At 28.8% G+C, this 17,418-nt stretch carries 14 protein-coding genes; 12 read left to right on the top strand and 2 right to left on the bottom strand.

The window, feature by feature from the left end:
• Nucleotide 1: 1 nt before the first annotated feature.
• Together NAB20_RS08275 and NAB20_RS08280 are read left to right on the top strand one after the other, a co-directional pair.
• A complete protein-coding gene (locus NAB20_RS08275) occupies nucleotides 2-778 on the top strand; it encodes a polysaccharide biosynthesis/export family protein (protein ID WP_127822913.1) in 777 nt (258 codons plus the stop codon).
• A gap of 7 nt (nucleotides 779-785) precedes the next feature.
• On the top strand, nucleotides 786-3,158 hold the full coding sequence (locus NAB20_RS08280; RefSeq protein ID WP_375604968.1) for a GumC family protein: 2,373 nt from the start codon (nucleotides 786-788) through the stop codon (nucleotides 3,156-3,158).
• A 1,126-nt stretch (nucleotides 3,159-4,284) separates the two neighbouring features.
• On the opposite strand, the gene NAB20_RS08285 is transcribed toward NAB20_RS08280, so the two are convergent.
• Together NAB20_RS08285 and NAB20_RS08290 are read right to left on the bottom strand one after the other, a co-directional pair.
• On the bottom strand, nucleotides 4,285-5,466 hold the full coding sequence (locus NAB20_RS08285) for an acyltransferase (RefSeq protein WP_127822915.1): 1,182 nt from the start codon (nucleotides 5,464-5,466) through the stop codon (nucleotides 4,285-4,287).
• 165 nt (nucleotides 5,467-5,631) lie between these two features.
• Entirely contained in the window at nucleotides 5,632-6,366 is a 735-nt protein-coding gene (locus NAB20_RS08290) for a tyrosine-protein phosphatase (RefSeq protein ID WP_088390297.1), read from the bottom strand.
• A gap of 125 nt (nucleotides 6,367-6,491) precedes the next feature.
• On the opposite strand from NAB20_RS08290, the gene NAB20_RS08295 reads away from it, so the two are divergent.
• The 10 genes from NAB20_RS08295 to NAB20_RS08340 all read left to right on the top strand — a co-directional run bounded on the left by NAB20_RS08295 (nucleotide 6,492) and on the right by NAB20_RS08340 (nucleotide 17,248).
• On the top strand, nucleotides 6,492-7,355 hold the full coding sequence (locus NAB20_RS08295; protein ID WP_088390299.1) for an ABC transporter permease: 864 nt from the start codon (nucleotides 6,492-6,494) through the stop codon (nucleotides 7,353-7,355).
• Nucleotides 7,356-7,409: 54 nt separating this feature from the next.
• Nucleotides 7,410-8,696, top strand: coding sequence for an ABC transporter ATP-binding protein (locus NAB20_RS08300; protein WP_105196981.1), 1,287 nt, complete (start codon nucleotides 7,410-7,412; stop codon nucleotides 8,694-8,696).
• Between the two features lie 8 nt (nucleotides 8,697-8,704).
• Nucleotides 8,705-9,589 carry a hypothetical protein gene (locus NAB20_RS08305; RefSeq protein WP_105196982.1) on the top strand — a complete coding sequence of 295 codons (885 nt, stop codon included), beginning with the start codon at nucleotides 8,705-8,707 and terminating at the stop codon, nucleotides 9,587-9,589.
• Nucleotides 9,590-10,223: 634 nt separating this feature from the next.
• On the top strand, nucleotides 10,224-11,330 hold the full coding sequence (wecB, locus tag NAB20_RS08310; RefSeq protein ID WP_105196983.1) for a non-hydrolyzing UDP-N-acetylglucosamine 2-epimerase: 1,107 nt from the start codon (nucleotides 10,224-10,226) through the stop codon (nucleotides 11,328-11,330).
• Nucleotides 11,331-11,447: 117 nt separating this feature from the next.
• The gene (locus tag NAB20_RS08315; RefSeq protein WP_105196984.1) at nucleotides 11,448-12,395 is read left to right on the top strand and encodes an NAD-dependent epimerase/dehydratase family protein; all 948 of its coding nucleotides are present in this window, start codon (nucleotides 11,448-11,450) and stop codon (nucleotides 12,393-12,395) included.
• Nucleotides 12,379-13,422: a glycosyltransferase gene (locus NAB20_RS08320; RefSeq protein ID WP_164849061.1), complete on the top strand. Its 1,044-nt coding sequence runs from the start codon at nucleotides 12,379-12,381 to the stop codon at nucleotides 13,420-13,422. The genes NAB20_RS08315 and NAB20_RS08320 overlap by 17 nt, the downstream gene beginning before the upstream one ends.
• On the top strand, nucleotides 13,409-14,065 hold the full coding sequence (locus NAB20_RS08325) for a hypothetical protein (protein WP_105196986.1): 657 nt from the start codon (nucleotides 13,409-13,411) through the stop codon (nucleotides 14,063-14,065). Before NAB20_RS08320 ends, NAB20_RS08325 begins: the two co-directional genes overlap by 14 nt.
• Entirely contained in the window at nucleotides 14,058-15,224 is a 1,167-nt protein-coding gene (locus NAB20_RS08330; RefSeq protein WP_375604969.1) for a glycosyltransferase family 4 protein, read from the top strand. Before NAB20_RS08325 ends, NAB20_RS08330 begins: the two co-directional genes overlap by 8 nt.
• On the top strand, nucleotides 15,225-16,391 hold the full coding sequence (locus NAB20_RS08335) for a glycosyltransferase family 4 protein (protein ID WP_375604970.1): 1,167 nt from the start codon (nucleotides 15,225-15,227) through the stop codon (nucleotides 16,389-16,391).
• The gene (locus NAB20_RS08340; RefSeq protein WP_105196989.1) at nucleotides 16,370-17,248 is read left to right on the top strand and encodes a glycosyltransferase family 2 protein; all 879 of its coding nucleotides are present in this window, start codon (nucleotides 16,370-16,372) and stop codon (nucleotides 17,246-17,248) included. Before NAB20_RS08335 ends, NAB20_RS08340 begins: the two co-directional genes overlap by 22 nt.
• The last annotated feature ends 170 nt before the right edge of the window (nucleotides 17,249-17,418 follow it).

Raw genomic sequence — 17,418 nt, forward strand, 5'->3', positions numbered from 1 at the left:
TATGAGAGGTAAAATTTATTTAATTATTTTTGGAATAATTTCTTTTTTTGTATTAGGATGTTCACAACAAAAAAAGATAGCGTATTATTCGGATTTATCTAATAATTCGAATTTTGAAAGTGTAGTGTTTTTTGAGCCTAAAATACAACCAGATGATTTGTTACTAATTACAGTTTCTGCTCCAGATACTGAGGCAGCAGCTCCATTCAATTTAGAAAGTACCACGGCACCAAATGTTGGTAATCAAAGTGCACCTGGCCAGAGACAGCAACAATTGTATTTGGTAGATCAAAAAAATCAAATAGAATTTCCAGTTATAGGAACTTTAACTTTTGGAGGGTTAAAAAAAGAAGAGGCAATTAATTTGTTGAAAAATAAATTAAAAGTATATATTAAGAATCCTATTGTGAACGTTCGTATAATGAATTTTAAGGTAAGCGTGATAGGAGAGGTAGCAAAACCAGGAACTTTCAATGTAGTTAGTGAGCGTATTACATTGCCTGAAGCATTAAGTTTAGCGGGTGATTTGACTATTTATGGTAAAAGAAATAATGTTTTGTTAATTAGAGAAAATGAAGGAAAAAAAACATATCATAGAATTGATTTGACAAAGTCTGATTTTATGAATTCACCCTATTATTATTTAAAACAGAATGATTTAATTTATATAGAACCTAATAGAGCAAGAGCGAATGCGTCCACATTTAATCAAAATATACCCGTTTGGATTTCGTTGAGTTCTGTTCTTATATCACTAGTACTATTGTTTAAAAAATAATGATAAAATGCAAAATAATTTCATGCCCCAAGAAGAAAATGTTGATGAAATAAATATAAAACTAATATTAAATAAATTTTTAAGAAATTGGTATTGGTTTGTTTTTTTAGTTATAGTTTCTTTGTTTTTAGCAAAAATTTACTTACGTTATGAAACCTCTACATATAAAGCATCTACTACGGTATTAATAAAAGATAAAGAGTCAGGAGGGTTGGCATCTGAGCTTTCTGTTTTGGAGGACATCAGTAGCTTCGGAGGAGCTAAGAATAAAATTGATGACGAGATTGAAATTTTAAAATCTAGAAATATCATAAAAAAAACCTTATTGTCAGGAGGTTTCAATATTAATTACTATGCTGTAGGTAGAATTAAATCAACTAATGTTTATGGGAAAAGTCCCATAAAAATTCTTTTTGAGAACAAAGAGAAGATAGATTTAGATACAAGTCTTGTAGTATCATTGAAAGGAACTCATAAATTTTTATTATACAATCAAAATAAAGATTTAATAGGAGAATATCGTTATAATCAAATCATTAAAAGTGAAAAATTAGGCAGTTTTATTATAGAGAGATTGTCTTTGTTAGAAGATGCTTTTGGGAAAGTAAAGTATTGTGATAAAGGAACTTATCGAATAGATATAAGAAATATTGATAAAGAAACTAATTCTCTTCAAAATAAGATAGTAGTTCAGCCACTGAATAAAAAAACGAATGTGGTAGAAATTACTTTTACTGATCCAGTACCACAAAGAGCTGTTGATTTCTTAGATAAACTAGTAGTAAACTATAATCAAGATGCTATCAATGATAAGAATTTGATATCAGAAAAAACGGCAAAATTCATTAATGATCGTCTAGCTATCGTTACAGAAGAATTACAAGGGGTTGAGAAAAATATAGAAAAATATAAAAAAAATAACGATCTGACTGATATTACTGCTGAAGTAGAATTGGATTTGAAAACAGCATCTGCATTTAATACAGAACAAGTTTCTGTTGGTACTCAGCTTACTGTAATAAATATGATGATCGCTCAATTGAAGAGTGATAAGACAGATGTTCTACCTATAAATTTAATCCCTTCTGATAATGCGTCAGCGGCTGGTTTAATCAATGAGTTTAATATGTTAGTTATTGAACGTAATAGATTATTAAAAAGTGCAACATCTGATAATCCGAATATAGAAAAATTAAATGATCGTATTTTAACTCTAAAAGGTTCTATTGCTCAAAGTTTATCAAAACAAAAATCAGCTTTAGAATTTAAAAATAATGATTTACTAGGAGAACGCAATTCATTAAATTCAAAATTAAATAAGATTCCAAAGTTAGAAAGAGAATATAGAGGTATATTTCGTCAACAACAGATAAAAGAGGAGTTGTATCTGTATTTATTTAAGAAAAGAGAAGAAACAGCCATTACCTTGGCAGCTACTGCACCCAATTCGAAAATAATAGATAAAGCTTATGCTTTAGAAAATCCTATTTCACCAAAACCCTTGATTATTTATTTTGTTGCAATTTTAGTTGGTTTATTCATCCCATTTGTAATTATTTATCTAAAAGATTTATTAAATACAAAGGTTCAAACAAAAGCAGATTTAGATAAATTAGGAATTCCATTCCTTGGGGATGTACCTCATTCTGACTCTCATCAAGAAATTATTCAATTAGAGAGTCGAACAAGTGCGGCCGAAGCAATGCGTATTGTACGAACTAATCTTGAATTTATTCTAAATTCAAAAGTAGAAACCAATGCTAAAACTATTTTCTTAACTTCTACGTTGCCAGCAGAAGGGAAAACTTTCATTACTGTAAACCTTGCGGGTACTGTAGCCTTGACAGGGAAAAAAGTTTTATTGATAGGCTTAGATATTAGAAATCCACGATTAGATGATTATTTACAATTGCCAAACAGAGGAGTGACAAATTATCTTACAACGCCTAATCAAGCAATTGAGGATTATATAATCAAATTGCCTAATTACGATTGTTTTGATGTTCTTCCTGCGGGTGTTATTCCGCCTAATCCAGCAGAATTATTAATGAGTCGGAAATTAGAGGAAATGTTTGATTATTTGAAAGAAAAATATGAGTATATAATAGTTGATACAGCTCCTGTAAGTTTAGTAACTGATACTTTGCTTATTGCAAAAAATGCCGATGCCTTTATTTATGTAGTTAGAGCTAAATATTTAGAAAAAGAATTGTTAAAAATTCCAAGTTCTATTTATAGAGAGGGTAAATTGCCTAATATGTCTATGGTCTTGAATGATACTGATGTAATAAATGGATATGGATATGGATATGGATATGGACAAGAGGTAAAAGAGAAAACTTTTTGGGAAAAAATTAGAGATTTATTTATTCTGAAATAGAATCAAAAGTATTTTTTTTAGTATTAATAGTTTGACAGAAATATTAATTGAATTAAAAAAATAATGACCGATTTTTTAATCTTATTAGATGTAAGGTTAAATGGAATAAAAAAATGATGATTATTGATGAATTATAAATAAGTTTGATGATATGTGAAAATGATCAATGATTAGACTATATCTAAAAATATCAATAGATTTAAACTTAAATTTGATAAAAATGAGCTCAACAAGACATTGAGCTCATTTTTTTTAATCTTAAAAACTTTTTGTATATTCAATAAGGGAAGTGTACTTAGGTATATTTAGAATAATACAAATACTTTTTTTTCAAAAAAATAAAGACTTGTATTTAAAGAAACGAACCTCGAAATAGATCAAAAAGAGCCAAAAATGAGGTTTTCATTTGAAAATATGTCTAATACCATTTAATCTTTGAATTTTCTTTTTAAAAATAGTACATCTACAAAAGCAACAAAAATTAGTGTTGGTTCTCGATGCGCTTCGCGCTCGAACTAGCGGTGATTTCAATTATATACTCGATCGTCTGTTCGATTTCTTTTGAAAATGAAAAAAGCGTATCGAGAACTTCATTTTTTTATCCAATATATTATAATACCATTTAAGGTTTAAATTTACTCTAATAATATTGCGTAATATCTCTTGATTCATGTATTCTGTAGTGCGTTTTGGTTTAGGTAATTTCAAAACTAAAATGGTATAAGTTTAAATGGTATAAAATAACATATTTAAGTAGCTTTTAATGGCAAATGTCACTTTTTAGTATCCATGATGATTTTGATAGTTTTACAAGGAACGGGTGTCTTATCGTGACGCTTTCAACCCTGTTTTCGAACTAAATAGATTCAAAAAAGATCAAAATTGATTTTCAATTTCGGTCTTTTTATCCATTTTTGGGTTGATGTGGTTTTACTTCTGAATGTGCCTTAAATACCGATATTAAAAAGGATGGATTTTTAGTCATCCTTTTATATCGTATAAATTATAAAATTATTGCTACTTGGTTGCTCCTCGGTAGAGGAAACCTTCTCTTTAATTTTACAGGGCAATATAAGTGTTAAAAAGTGAAAAATTACCAACTATTTTTGAATACATTACCTCAAATTTAATGTCTAATTTTTATAATGTAATTCTTTATTTGGTCATAGTTAATTTTTTTTGAATAATCTATAAAAGGTTTTTCTATAATTTTATAAGATAAAAAACTAATTAAAACGACAATAGGAGTTATAAAGAAAATGATGCTGTAAAATTTTATAGGAGACATTTTTTCGGCTTCTTCTAGACCATAATAAAAAAACATTACGATAAAAATGATGATTCCATGAATTAAATAGGTACTATATGAAATATCACCTAAAAACTTTAATGTAGTATTTTTTAAAATTCCAAAAATATTATTACCTAAAGCAATTAAATTGAAAACTATTATTATTAGAAATTTGCAAATATAGTTGTTAGAAGTATCAAAAAGTAAAATTAATCCTAGACATACTAGAATTATTAAACTGAAAAAAGAGGAATTAAAATTTACTTTTTTTGTATTATACTTAATGATGAAAGGGGGGATTATACCGCCTAAGAAAGAAAGTAAATGCGGAATGTTCAAACAGTGAATTTTAAAGAAAGATAGGACGAACAAGAAGCTAATTGCAGTATAAAAAAAAGAAGTCCTTTTTCTGAATATTAAAATAGAAATGAGTGGAAGACTAAAATAAAAGAGCCACTCGTAAGGAAGAGACCAGACAACCCCCGCGTTTATTATATGTGTATATGATAAATTATTGATGATTGGACTCTCTAAAATGGTGAAAGTTATCCATTCCAGTAATTCTCTTATAAGATGAAAAGGAGAAACATTGAGTTGCCAATTACTTATTATGAATATAATTAAGACTAATGGAAAGATAGATACTAGATACATTGGAACTAGTCTAAAAAAACGAGATATGAATATGATGTTCCAGTTAATTTTTTGATTTTTTGAATTTAATAATTTCGTCACAAATAAAAAGGAGGTGATCATAAAGAATAAAGAAACGCTTGTTTGGCCCAATTGATTATATAAGTTTGATTTTGGGGCTTCCCAAGATTTTATTTGTAAATATTGAAACCATATTGATGAATGATGTATAAAAACACCTATAGCTAGAAAGCCTCTTATTCCATCTATTGTTTCATATCTTGTGTTGTCATTTGTTATTTTATAATTTAAATTTATTAAATAAGCTGTTGCAAAGGCAATGAGGAAGATTATAATGGCAAAAAAAGGATTCAAAGGATTCATTTTATCATAAGTAGGTTTTGAGAAACAGGATACAGTTTATGTTATACGTATATTTTGTTAATAGTAATAAATATGGTTTAATTTATTTTTACTTAAGAAAATGCAAAAAAAATGATTCTCAATAATAAAAATAAATGCATTAGGGGAAATAGGAATTGCTGAATATTATATTTTAAAGAAATTATTATTTCGAATGGCCTCTTTAAGAGCATCCGTATTTTTTATTTCTATTTTTGATTGAAAAGCAGTTAAATGTCTTTCGTGATGTACATCACTTCCTGCAAAATCAATTAATCCCTCTTTTAATAATTGATCCGCTATATTTTTTACCTCTTTTCCATAATATCCAACTGTAGATAATAGGTTTAATTGAAACTTACATCCAGCATTTTTTAGCTTTTTGTAGGAATCAAATTGCTGATGATAAAATAAATAACGTTCAGGATGTGCTAATATGGGAGTGTATCCTGCCACTTGTAGGTCAAATAAAATATCATATAAGTTGATAGGAGCATTTAAATAAGACATTTCGACTAAAACATATTGCTCCTTTAGAGTATGAACTTCCTTTTTTTTGAAAAGAGAAACAAAATGATCATCCATTAAGTATTCTGAAGCAAAATTCATAGTAACAAATAACTCTTTTTTATTCAATTCTTTAATGGTATTGTTATAATTGGTAGCTATAGATTCATAAGTATTATCATAATAACCAGCAAAAGTATGGGGTGTTGCCATAAATTGTACAAATCCATAATCAGACAAAGTAGTTATTAACTGTATGGTATCCTCTATATTCTTGGCTCCGTCATCAATTCCAGGTAGTATATGGGAATGTAGATCAATAAAATTTTCTGTAAATTCTTTTAAATAAGGCTTTGATTTGGTAAAAAACAGCATAGATTTTTTAATTTCTTTATGTTTTACAAAGGTACGTATTTAGATAGTCTTTACATAATGATAATTTTTCTTTTTATTGTATTTAATAGTATATTTTATTAAGTTGCGCTTTTTAAATAAAATGTATGAATACTCCTAAAGACGATAATTGGAATCAGATTATTACAGCAAAATCTTCATTTTTTGATTTGAATTTAAAAGAAGTTTGGGCGTATCGTGATTTATTAATTTTATTTGTGAAACGGGATGTGGTTACAGTTTACAAACAAACGATATTAGGTCCTTTATGGTACTTGATTCAGCCATTGTTTACAGCTGTAACGTTTACTGTTATTTTTAATAATGTAGCGGGGATAAAAACAGGTGAAACTCCTCCTTTTTTGTTTAATTTGGCGGGTATTATAATTTGGAACTATTTCACGACTTGTTTGACGGAAACGTCAGACACCTTTAAGAAAAACGCAGCTATATTTGGTAAAGTTTATTTTCCTAGAGTGATTATGCCTCTGTCTACAGTAGTGACTAATTTATTAAAATTAGGTATTCAATTATTAATTTTTTTAGGATTCTATTTCTATTATGTATTCAATGGAATGTCATTAACACTAAGTAGAACTTTGTTGTTATTCCCTTTTTTAGTAGCTTTAATGGGCTTTTTAGGATTGGCATTAGGAATGATTATTTCTTCATTGGTGACTAAATATAGAGATTTATCTTTTTTAGTAAACTTTGGAACTCAACTACTCATGTACGTTTCAGCTGTAATTTATCCTATAGAGTTAATTCAACAAAAGTTTCCACAATATGCTTGGCTGGTAGCATACAATCCTTTAGCATACATCGTAGAAGCTTCTCGTTTCATTTTACTAGATGAAGGGAGTATTTCAATAGAGGGAATGCTTTATACAATCCTTATAACTTTAATGCTTTTTTTATTCGGATTGTTGATTTTTAATAAAACAGAAAAGAATTTTATAGATACAGTTTGAATCATAAATTTTGTTTATAATTAGAAGATTTTCACTCATAAATTATTTTAATCCATGGGTTCACATAACGTAATATTAAAAATAGAGAATTTGTCAAAACAATATCGATTAGGGACTGTTGGGACAGGTACGATTAGTCATGATTTGAATCGTTGGTGGTATAAAATTCGTGGTAAAGAAGACCCTTATTTAAAAGTGGGGGAAACCAATGATCGAAAGTCTAAAGGAACCAGTGATTATGTTTGGGCTTTGAAGGATATAAATTTTGAAGTACAGAAAGGGGAGGTGTTAGGTATTATAGGTAAAAATGGAGCAGGGAAATCAACTCTTTTGAAAATATTATCCAAAGTAACAGCTCCATCTACAGGAGTAATAAAGTCAAGAGGAAGAATTGCTTCTTTGTTGGAAGTAGGAACGGGATTTAATCCAGAACTCACAGGTCGTGAAAATATTTATTTGAACGGTGCTATTTTAGGAATGACCAAAGCAGAAATTACCTCTAAGTTAGATGAAATTATTGCTTTTAGTGGGTGTGAGCGTTATATTGATACACCAACCAAGCGCTATAGTAGTGGAATGACCGTTCGATTAGCTTTTGCTGTAGCCGCTTTCTTAGAACCTGAAATATTGGTAGTTGATGAAGTTTTAGCTGTAGGAGATGCAGAATTTCAGCAAAAAGCCATCGGTAAAATGCAAGATATAGCTCAAGGACAAGGAAGAACTGTTTTGTTTGTAAGTCATGATATGTCTGCGATAAAAAAATTATGTAAAAAAGTAATTTTATTAGAACAAGGAACTGTTAAAATGATTGGTGATACTGATACAATCATTTCAGAATATTTAAAAGTAAGCTTTGATTCAAAAATTAATTTTCCACTACTTACTTTTGATAAACGTTTGATACTTAAAAATGCTTATATATCTAATTCTGTATTTGAAAATATAGATTTAGTAGATTTTAATACAGGATTTAAAATAGTTACTCATTTAGAAACGTTTGGATTTAGAGGGTCATTAATAGTAGAATATAAATTATATAATTATGAAGACAAGATTTTAACTACTGGTTCTACTTATCTTATGGCAGAAGAAGTTGTTTTAAATGAAGATGGTTGTTTTCAGATTACCTGTGACTTTTCAGATATTAATTATGTTCCAAGTAAATATTTTGTTTCTGTAATTGTGATGGATGCAATTGCTGAATCGAAGTATACTATTTTTGATAAATTATTATATTTTGAAGTAATTAAAAGTGAAGCCTATAAGATTAAGCAAGAATTCAAGCCAAGACTTCATGGATTACATATATTACCTCAACGTTGGACTATTCAAAAAATATAGTTAGAAGCATGAAAAAAAAAATATTGCTTTTTTCTCCAGTTAGAAAATCACATGAAATAGTAGCATTACATCTCCGTTCTTTATTAGATTTAGATGTTGCGGAATTTAATTTTACATATTCTTTTTTTGATGATAATTTAGATCCAAAAAGTAGTGTTTTGTTACAAGAATTTGTTTCTCAACAAGACAACGCTTTATTGTTGAACACTATTTTTGAAATAGAACCCGATATAGAAGAACGAAAGGAAAGATGGGAATTAGATTTATATAATAGAATTACTCTGATAAAAGACAGAGCTATCCAATACTTTTTAAGAGAGGATTATGATTTTTTATTTTTTGTAGATGCTGATTTAGTTTTGCATCCACAAACGATAAACCATTTATTTCATGCTAAGAAAGATTTTATAGCAGAGATATTTTGGACACATTTTTCGTACGCAGCCTCTTATATGCCCAATTGTTGGGATAAAGATGGTAATCCATTAGATAGAATGATGAGTTATAGAATACCAGGCACCTACGAAGTAGGGTTTACAGGAGCTTGTACTTTATTAACTCGTAAAATTTTATCTTCAGGTGTTCGATTTCAAAGCATAAAAAACATGACTTGGTTAGGTGAAGATAAACATTTTTGTACTCGTGCAGCTGTAATGGATTTTGATATTTTTATTAATACAGAATCTCCAGCATTTCATATTTATAGCCCCAGATTAGTTTTTCAAGCCAAACAGTTTATAGATTCTGGTTATTCTTTAGTCTATCTACAAGATTGGTTAAATGATAACTGGATTCAAAAAATAGAAACTTGGTATAAAGCAAATGCTTATAAAAAACCATTAATTGCTAAGATTAAAACTCGTATAAAAAAATGGATAAAATACAAGAATTAACTTTTCGAGGTTTATGACCACATTTGCAATAGCTATTTATTATTTTGATTGAAAAACGAGTTTGTATCTTAGATTTCATTTTTGAAAATGCTAATGTAGTCGTATCTGCTTTTATGCTTTATACAGTTTTGTTTTTTTTTAGACTTTTAAAAGAATTCATTTAGCCTATTTATTAGATCTATCAATAACCTTATTTGTAAAAAAAAATATTAAGATGATTTTTTACAGTGTCTTGATGATTCAAATTTGGATTATAGGAAAATTATTGATTTTTAATAATCTAATTATAGACTATTTTTAATGGATCTTTTATGCTTTTTTTAAAGAGTTCGTTAGTAATGTTTTTGAAAATGAAGTAGTTGTCGTTTTTTGGGATACTGAGCTAGTTGTTTTTTTTATTTAAAAGATGAATTATAGATTTTTTTAATATTCACATCTATTTAAAAATGTTAATGAAGACATAAGTTTTTTGGTTCAATTTTTACTTGTAGTTTACTTTTCATTGTATTTCATTATCTAGTAGAAAGATTTATTAGATTTTATTGATGAAAATAATAATAGAAATAGAAAAGTTAGATTTGATTAATGGATTTAATAAAATATAAGTATACTTGTAGTGTATAAAAAAGGGTTGATGAAAATTTTACTTTGTTTCGGAACTAGACCAGAAGCTATAAAAATGGCACCATTGTATCATAAATTAAAAGAAAAAGCATTTGAAGTAAAAGTTTGTGTTACAGCACAACACAGACAAATGTTAGATCAGGTCTTAGATTTTTTTGAAATTATTCCAGACTATGATTTGAATCTAATGGTACCCAATCAAAGTTTAAACCAATTATGTGCTAACATATTGCAATATATTGATCCTGTTTTAGAAAAGGAAGCCCCTAATATGGTGTTAGTCCATGGAGATACAACTACTTCAACCATGGTAGCATTAGCTGCTTTCAATAGACAGATAAAAATTGGACATGTAGAAGCAGGTTTAAGAACATATCATAAATATTCTCCATTTCCAGAGGAATTAAATAGACAAATAACAGCTAAGTTAGCTGATTATCATTTTGCTCCAACACCACAATCAGTTTCTAATTTACATTTAGAAATGGTTCATCAAGAAAATGTTTTTGAGGTAGGTAATTCTATAATCGACGCATTAAAATGGGCGGTGAATAAAATTAAGATAGGCTACGAAAATGAAGCCATATTTGAATTAAAAAAACAACTAGATTTAACTAAAAAAATATTGTTGGTTACTGGACATAGAAGGGAAAATTTTGGAGAAGGATTAGTTCAGATTTGCCAAGCGTTGTTAGTACTGGCTCAAAGATCTGATGTACAAATTGTTTATTCCGTTCATTTAAACCCTAATGTTTTGGAACCCGTTACTTCTATGTTAGGAAACCAGCCTAATATTTTATTAATAAAGCCTGCGGAATATCCTTTATTTATTTGGTTGATGGAACAATCATTTATGATAATATCAGATTCAGGAGGAGTTCAAGAAGAAGCACTAACATTAGGAAAACCTATTCTTGTTACAAGAACTTTTACAGAACGAGTAGAAGGGGTGGCAGCGGGGATGTCATTTTTAGTAGGAACAAATACAGATTTAATAATAGAACAAGCTACTAAAATATTAGATACTTTTCAAAAATTTTCCTCCTCAATAAATCCATATGGAGATGGAGCTACGGCCTGTAGAATAGTGAAACAATTACAAAAAATAAATGAATAAATTAAGGATATATGACTCTTTATAAATGAATATAAGCCTTATGGATAAATTAGTTTTAATTCTATTCTTATAGTTTTTGAAAGTTAACCATTTAAAATAATTATAAAAAAAATATTCATGTCAATTATATTAGTTACCGGAGGAGCAGGAAATGTTGCAAGTGCTTTAGTAGACAAGCTTGCAGAAGACAGTTCAAATTATATAGTTGTTGTAGATAACTTGTCAACAGGATCTTTAAACAAAATTCCGAAAAAAGACAATATAAAATTTATAAAAGCAAATTGTAATGTTTATAACGATATTGTACCCATTTTCGGACGCTACAATTTTAATTATGTCTTTCATTATGCAGCTGTAGTAGGCGTAAAGAGAACATTAGCAAATCCCATTTCCGTTTTAGATGACATAGAAGGAATTAAAAATATTTTGAGTTTGTCTAAAAACTCAGGAGTTGAGCGTGTGTTTTTTTCAAGTTCTTCAGAGGTATATGGAGAGCCTATTGAAATTCCCCAAAATGAAAAGACAACACCGTTGAATTCAAGATTACCTTATGCGATAGTGAAAAATGTAGGAGAAGCATTTTTTAAATCATATCAACAAGAATATGGTTTAAATTATACCATTTTTAGATTTTTTAATACTTATGGTCCCAATCAGAGCGAAGATTTTGTAGTTGCTCGTTTTTTGAAAGCAGCATTAAAAAATGAAACCATTTACATCTATGGCGATGGTATGCAAACCCGTTCTTTTTGTTATGTAGAAGACAATATAGAAACATGTGTGAAAATATTAAATCAAGGTCTTTGTCTGAACGATGTAATTAATATTGGAAGTCATAAAGAACAAACAATCCTATCATTAGCACAAGAAATTATTCAATATACTCAATCTTCTAGCGAAATAGTGTTTTTACCCGCGTTACCTGAAGGCGATATGGCCAGAAGATGTCCAGATAATTCAAAGATGCTATCTATATTAAATAAAGATTTAATTACCCTAGAAGAAGGAGTGGCTAAATTAATAGCCTTTTATAAAAAATCTAATGAGTATGCGTTTAGGAAATAATCCCACAAAAATAGGAAAACTAGTAGAACGAACTGTTTGTGATCATCGTGTCATAATTCCTTTACATATTCCAAATGAAGAGGACTATTACAAAGATACATATCGCATTTTTGAACTTTGTTTATATTCCGTTCGTAAAACAACACATTCACCGTTAAAAATTTCAGTAGTCAGTAATGGAAGCTCAGTAACGATTAATCAACGTTTGAACATCCTATATTCTAAAGGTTATATAGATGAATTGATTATTGAACGTGAAGGAATAGGCAAAGTGAATAGTATTTTAAAATCACTGCGTACTGCAGAAGAACGTTTAATAACTATTACAGATGCTGATGTTCTATTCAAAAACGGTTGGGAAGACAAGGTTTTACAAATTTTTGAATCCTTCCCAAAAGCAGGAGCAGTAAGTCCAGTTCCTGTTTTTAGAAAGCATTTTGAACTTACCCATAATATTTGGTTTGATTATTTCTTTAATTCAAAATTACAATTCGAACCTGTGACTAATGAAGAAGAATTAGAAATGTTTGCTAAAAGTTTAGGATGGTTATGGCTAGAACCCACATGGAAAGACACTATTTTAAAATTACAGGCAACAAATGGAATAAAAGCGGTAGTAGGTTGCCCTCATTTTTGCGCTACCTACAAAAGAGAAGTATTTGAAAATTTGCCCAAAGAAAACAGTATTTACAAAATCTTGGGCGATAGTGAATATAAATATACAGACTTACCCGTTTTAAAAAATGACGGATATCGTTTGTCTACAGATGATAATTTTGCCTTTCATTTAGGTAATATATTTGAACCCTGGATGCAAGAGCGTTTTAATGCTTTATATGAAGAAGTTCCTATTTATCGTTCCTATACTCATCTACCATTACTCAAAAGAAATAAAGTAGCTTTTTATGTTAAACAAATTCTATTTAAACGAATTTTAAAAAAAACAATATTTACTCGATATGCTTTTCAAAAAAAAGGATTAACTCAAGAACAAATACTTAATTTTATGGGAAATGATTATGATTAACGAATTAAAAAAACTATACAAAAAAATCTTTGTTAAAGAATTACCTATATATCAAAAAATTGATAGTTTTTGGGTGCAGTATGTTGATAAAAAGAGTATAAAAAACCGATTTGAATTTTTTAAGCAAATATGTGATGGAAAAGATATAATTCATTTTGGATGTAATGATTGGCCCATTTTTAAACCGGACTATAATTTACATATTTTTCTGTCAAAAGTAACTCGATCCATTCACGGTTTTGATGTAGATGTAGATGGTATTGAGCATTTAAAAGCTTACGTAGATCAACCTTATTTTTCGAATTTTAACGATTTAAAAGAGAATCGTTACGATATATGTATAGTCCCAGAAACTATTGAGCATGTGGATAATGTTCGAACTTTTTTAGAAGGAATAGAAAGTGTAAACGCTCAAACGTTTTATATTACCGCACCAAATTGTTTTTCTAAACGTCATATACATCGTAATCATTATGAAGAGGATTCTTTTATAGAGATAGTACACCCTGATCATAATTATTGGTTTAGCCCATTTACACTAAAAAATGTTATTCAGAAGTATACCTCATTAGAAGTAGAAGAAGTAATCTTATTAGAAGGAGATACTATGGTTTGTTGTAAAGCAATAAAAAAGAATGGTTAAAATAAAAAAAATAGTAAAACTTTTTATAGGTTATTACCATTTATTATCATTTAACTTTAAATTGATTCGAGTCTTACCTGATGTTGAAGTTATTTTCTTTTTTCCGTATTATCATACTGGTGGTGCTGAAAGAGTACATGCGGCTATATTAGAGGCAATACATCCTAAGAAATGTATTGTTTTTTTTACCAAGGCTTCAGCAACTTCTAATATGCTTCCTTCTTTTACCCAATTTGCTTGTTGTTTAGAACTTAATGATATACTAAATAAAAAAAATACTAGGTTAATACGGTTATTAACTTCATGTATTGCAAATAAAATAAATTCAAGTAAAAGCATTACAAAAGTTTTTGGTTCCAATTCGGATTATTACTATGAAGTCTTGCCATTTATAAGTTCCAATATCAAAAAGTTTGATTTATTTCATGCTTTTAGTAAAGATGATTATCGAGAAAAAATGATTATTGATAGTGCTCGTTCTATTACAACAAGAGTTGTAATTAATGAGGTCGCTAAAACTGTTATTACGAATTATTATTTGAGAGCTGGAATATCCTCTTGTACTTCCCATATTCAGGTTATTTCTAATGGCGTTGCTATTCCATCTGAAGTTGCAGTAAAGTCTATAAATAAAATACGAGTTGGTTTTATTGGTAGATGGTCTGACGAAAAACGACCCGAACTTTTTTTGAAAGCCTCTCAACTTGTTAAACAAAAATATCCTGAAACTATATTTTATATGGCAGGTAGTGGTGTTAGTCTAAAAAAAGATTTGGTTTTGTCTTATGGAGTTGAACCTTTAGGAGATATTCGTGATATTGAAGTATTAAAAACATTATATCTATCTACCTCTTTTTTGGTTTTAACATCTGTTTATGAAGGTTTTCCAATGGTTTTTATGGAAGGGATGAGTTTTGGCTGTATTCCTATTACTACAAATGTAGGGGGTATAAAAATTCATGTTATAGAGGGTGTTACAGGATATTTAATAGAAGAATTAGAAGAAGAAAAAATTATAAATACCCTAGTAGCTCATTTGTTCCACTTACTTGAACATCCTGAATTAATAGCCGAATTAAGCGCTAATTGTAGACACTATGCAGCTGAGCATTTTTCGATTGAACAATTTAATGAAACATATAAATTACTTTTCAATTAAATGAAAATCCTACTAGTTTCCATACCCAACCATCATTTTTTTCAATGGGCAAACCAGTTAAAAAACAGTGGATACCAAGTACACTGGTTTGATATTACAGATGGTGCAGGATTTGCAGATAAAATTAGTTGGGTAAAACAATATCCAGGTTGGAAAATCAAATGGAACTATCCATTTCGACAAAAAATTAAAAAATATTTACCAAGTATTTATTCCACTATTCAAAAAAATAATGAGCGATCTGTAATTACTGTTTTTTCACAACTAATCAATCAAATACAACCAGATATTATTCATATATTTGAAATGCAATTAGCAGGGTACCCTATCTTTTCCGTATTAAAAAAAAATAATACCATTCCTTTAGTGTATTCCTCATGGGGTAGTGATTTATTTCAGTATGAACGTCTAGGGCTTGAGACTTCTTTTGTACAGCAATTCTTAAATCGAGTAGATTATTTAATCACAGATTGTGGTAGAGATTATGAAAAAGCATTACAACTAGGCTTTAAATCCAATTTTTTAGGTGTTTATCCAGGTAATGGAGGAATTGATTATCCTAAAGAATCAATCTTGGCTGTTGAAACTCGAACAACTATAATGATCAAAGGTTACCAAGATGGAGTAGGGAAAGCTCTAGTTATATTGAAAGCTATTGAAAAATATATTCCAACTCTATTCAAAAAATATGATTTGTTAGTATATAGTGCAGATGCCGTTGTTGTAGATTATTTACACTCAAAACCTTTATTTAATCAAGAAAAAGTACAAATTTTCGCTAGAAAAAAATACATACCTAATGCCGTTTTGTTAGATTTTATGGGTAAAAGTGCACTACATTTAGCCAATAGTTTATCTGATGGAATGCCTAATGCTCTCTTAGAAGCAATGGGGATGGGAGCTTTTCCTATTCAGTCTAACCCTGGTGGCGCAACAGAAGAAGTAATTCAAAATGGACAAAATGGATTTTTAATTCAAGATCCAGAGAATGAGGAAGAAATAGCTAATTTAATTTTAAAAGCACTACAAGATCTTCAGTTGCGTAAAAATGCCCAAGAAGTAAATATAATTAATGCTAATTGCCGTTATGATAGAGCCTTTCTTCAACCAAAAATAGTAGATTTGTATCTTCAAATATCGAATGAATGGAGTTCTCGTACCTCATAGTAACACATAATCGAACAGATGATTTAAACAAAACGTTATCAGTTTTAAAACAAACTATTGATTTGAAAATTGAAGAAGTTTTAGTTTATATTGACGCTTGTCCTGAAACAGAAATCTTAAAAAAAGAATTCGAATGGGTAAAGTGGTACTCTGGTAAAAAACGAATATCCGCCTCACCCGCTAGAGCTTTTTTATACCCCCATGCTACGGGGAAATATTTAATTGGATTAGACGATGATGCTCATTTAATTTCAACAAATTACAAGGAACAAATACGAACTTTGTTTGCAACTTCAGTTATTGGAATATTGGCATTTAAGGAAATAAAAGGGATTTTTAAAACAGATCAAGTTGCCCTAGATTCTTATCAAGAACCTGTTCAAATGTATGAAACAAATGAATTTATAGGATGCGGATTTGCTATAAAAAAAACAGTTTATGAAAAAACGAAAGGATTTCCTGTATGGGTCGATATTTATGGAGAAGAAACCTGTCTATCCTTAGAAGTATTAAATTTAGGCTATGAAATATGGTATACCAATCAAATCATAGTAAATCATCGGGTAGATTTCATTAAGAGAAAAAAACAAGGAAAAAATTATTATCGTTTTCAAAAACAGTTGCAAAACTCTTTCTTTATTTTTTTAAACTATTATCCGCAACCCATCGTACCTATTTTAAAGTTATTATTTCATAATTTTAAAAAATATGCACTACATGACGTGATGTTTTTTAAGCTTTATTGTAAAGCATTAAAACATATTTTTATAAATTATAAAAAGAAGAAACAATTTAGAAAACCGATGGCTGTTTCTACAATCCGAAAAATAAGAGAAGTTAAATCTTTAACGTATTAATTATACTATTCAATCGTTGTTTTAACGAGTTTATTTTATAAGTTTTAGCGTGCATTGGCTTCACTAAAAAAGATATTTGGAGAGATAAAATGGAGATGTTAACTTAATACTTACAAAAGCCAACATTCTGTTTTTATTTGTAAGTATTAATTTAAAAAATAGAACGATCC

The organism is Flavobacterium davisii, from assembly GCF_042182265.1.
In the GTDB taxonomy this organism is placed as follows: domain Bacteria; phylum Bacteroidota; class Bacteroidia; order Flavobacteriales; family Flavobacteriaceae; genus Flavobacterium; species Flavobacterium davisii.

What these genes read in the sequence shown, in the direction of transcription:
- NAB20_RS08275 (WP_127822913.1), top strand. Translation starts at nt 2, where the DNA reads ATGAGAGGTAAAATTTATTTAATTATTTTTGGAATAATTTCTTTTTTT.
- NAB20_RS08280 (WP_375604968.1), top strand. Translation starts at nt 786, where the DNA reads ATGCAAAATAATTTCATGCCCCAAGAAGAAAATGTTGATGAAATAAAT.
- NAB20_RS08285 (WP_127822915.1), bottom strand. Translation starts at nt 5,466, where the DNA reads ATGAATCCTTTGAATCCTTTTTTTGCCATTATAATCTTCCTCATTGCC.
- NAB20_RS08290 (WP_088390297.1), bottom strand. Translation starts at nt 6,366, where the DNA reads ATGCTGTTTTTTACCAAATCAAAGCCTTATTTAAAAGAATTTACAGAA.
- NAB20_RS08295 (WP_088390299.1), top strand. Translation starts at nt 6,492, where the DNA reads ATGAATACTCCTAAAGACGATAATTGGAATCAGATTATTACAGCAAAA.
- NAB20_RS08300 (WP_105196981.1), top strand. Translation starts at nt 7,410, where the DNA reads ATGGGTTCACATAACGTAATATTAAAAATAGAGAATTTGTCAAAACAA.
- NAB20_RS08305 (WP_105196982.1), top strand. Translation starts at nt 8,705, where the DNA reads ATGAAAAAAAAAATATTGCTTTTTTCTCCAGTTAGAAAATCACATGAA.
- wecB (WP_105196983.1), top strand. Translation starts at nt 10,224, where the DNA reads ATGAAAATTTTACTTTGTTTCGGAACTAGACCAGAAGCTATAAAAATG.
- NAB20_RS08315 (WP_105196984.1), top strand. Translation starts at nt 11,448, where the DNA reads ATGTCAATTATATTAGTTACCGGAGGAGCAGGAAATGTTGCAAGTGCT.
- NAB20_RS08320 (WP_164849061.1), top strand. Translation starts at nt 12,379, where the DNA reads ATGCGTTTAGGAAATAATCCCACAAAAATAGGAAAACTAGTAGAACGA.
- NAB20_RS08325 (WP_105196986.1), top strand. Translation starts at nt 13,409, where the DNA reads ATGATTATGATTAACGAATTAAAAAAACTATACAAAAAAATCTTTGTT.
- NAB20_RS08330 (WP_375604969.1), top strand. Translation starts at nt 14,058, where the DNA reads ATGGTTAAAATAAAAAAAATAGTAAAACTTTTTATAGGTTATTACCAT.
- NAB20_RS08335 (WP_375604970.1), top strand. Translation starts at nt 15,225, where the DNA reads ATGAAAATCCTACTAGTTTCCATACCCAACCATCATTTTTTTCAATGG.
- NAB20_RS08340 (WP_105196989.1), top strand. Translation starts at nt 16,370, where the DNA reads ATGGAGTTCTCGTACCTCATAGTAACACATAATCGAACAGATGATTTA.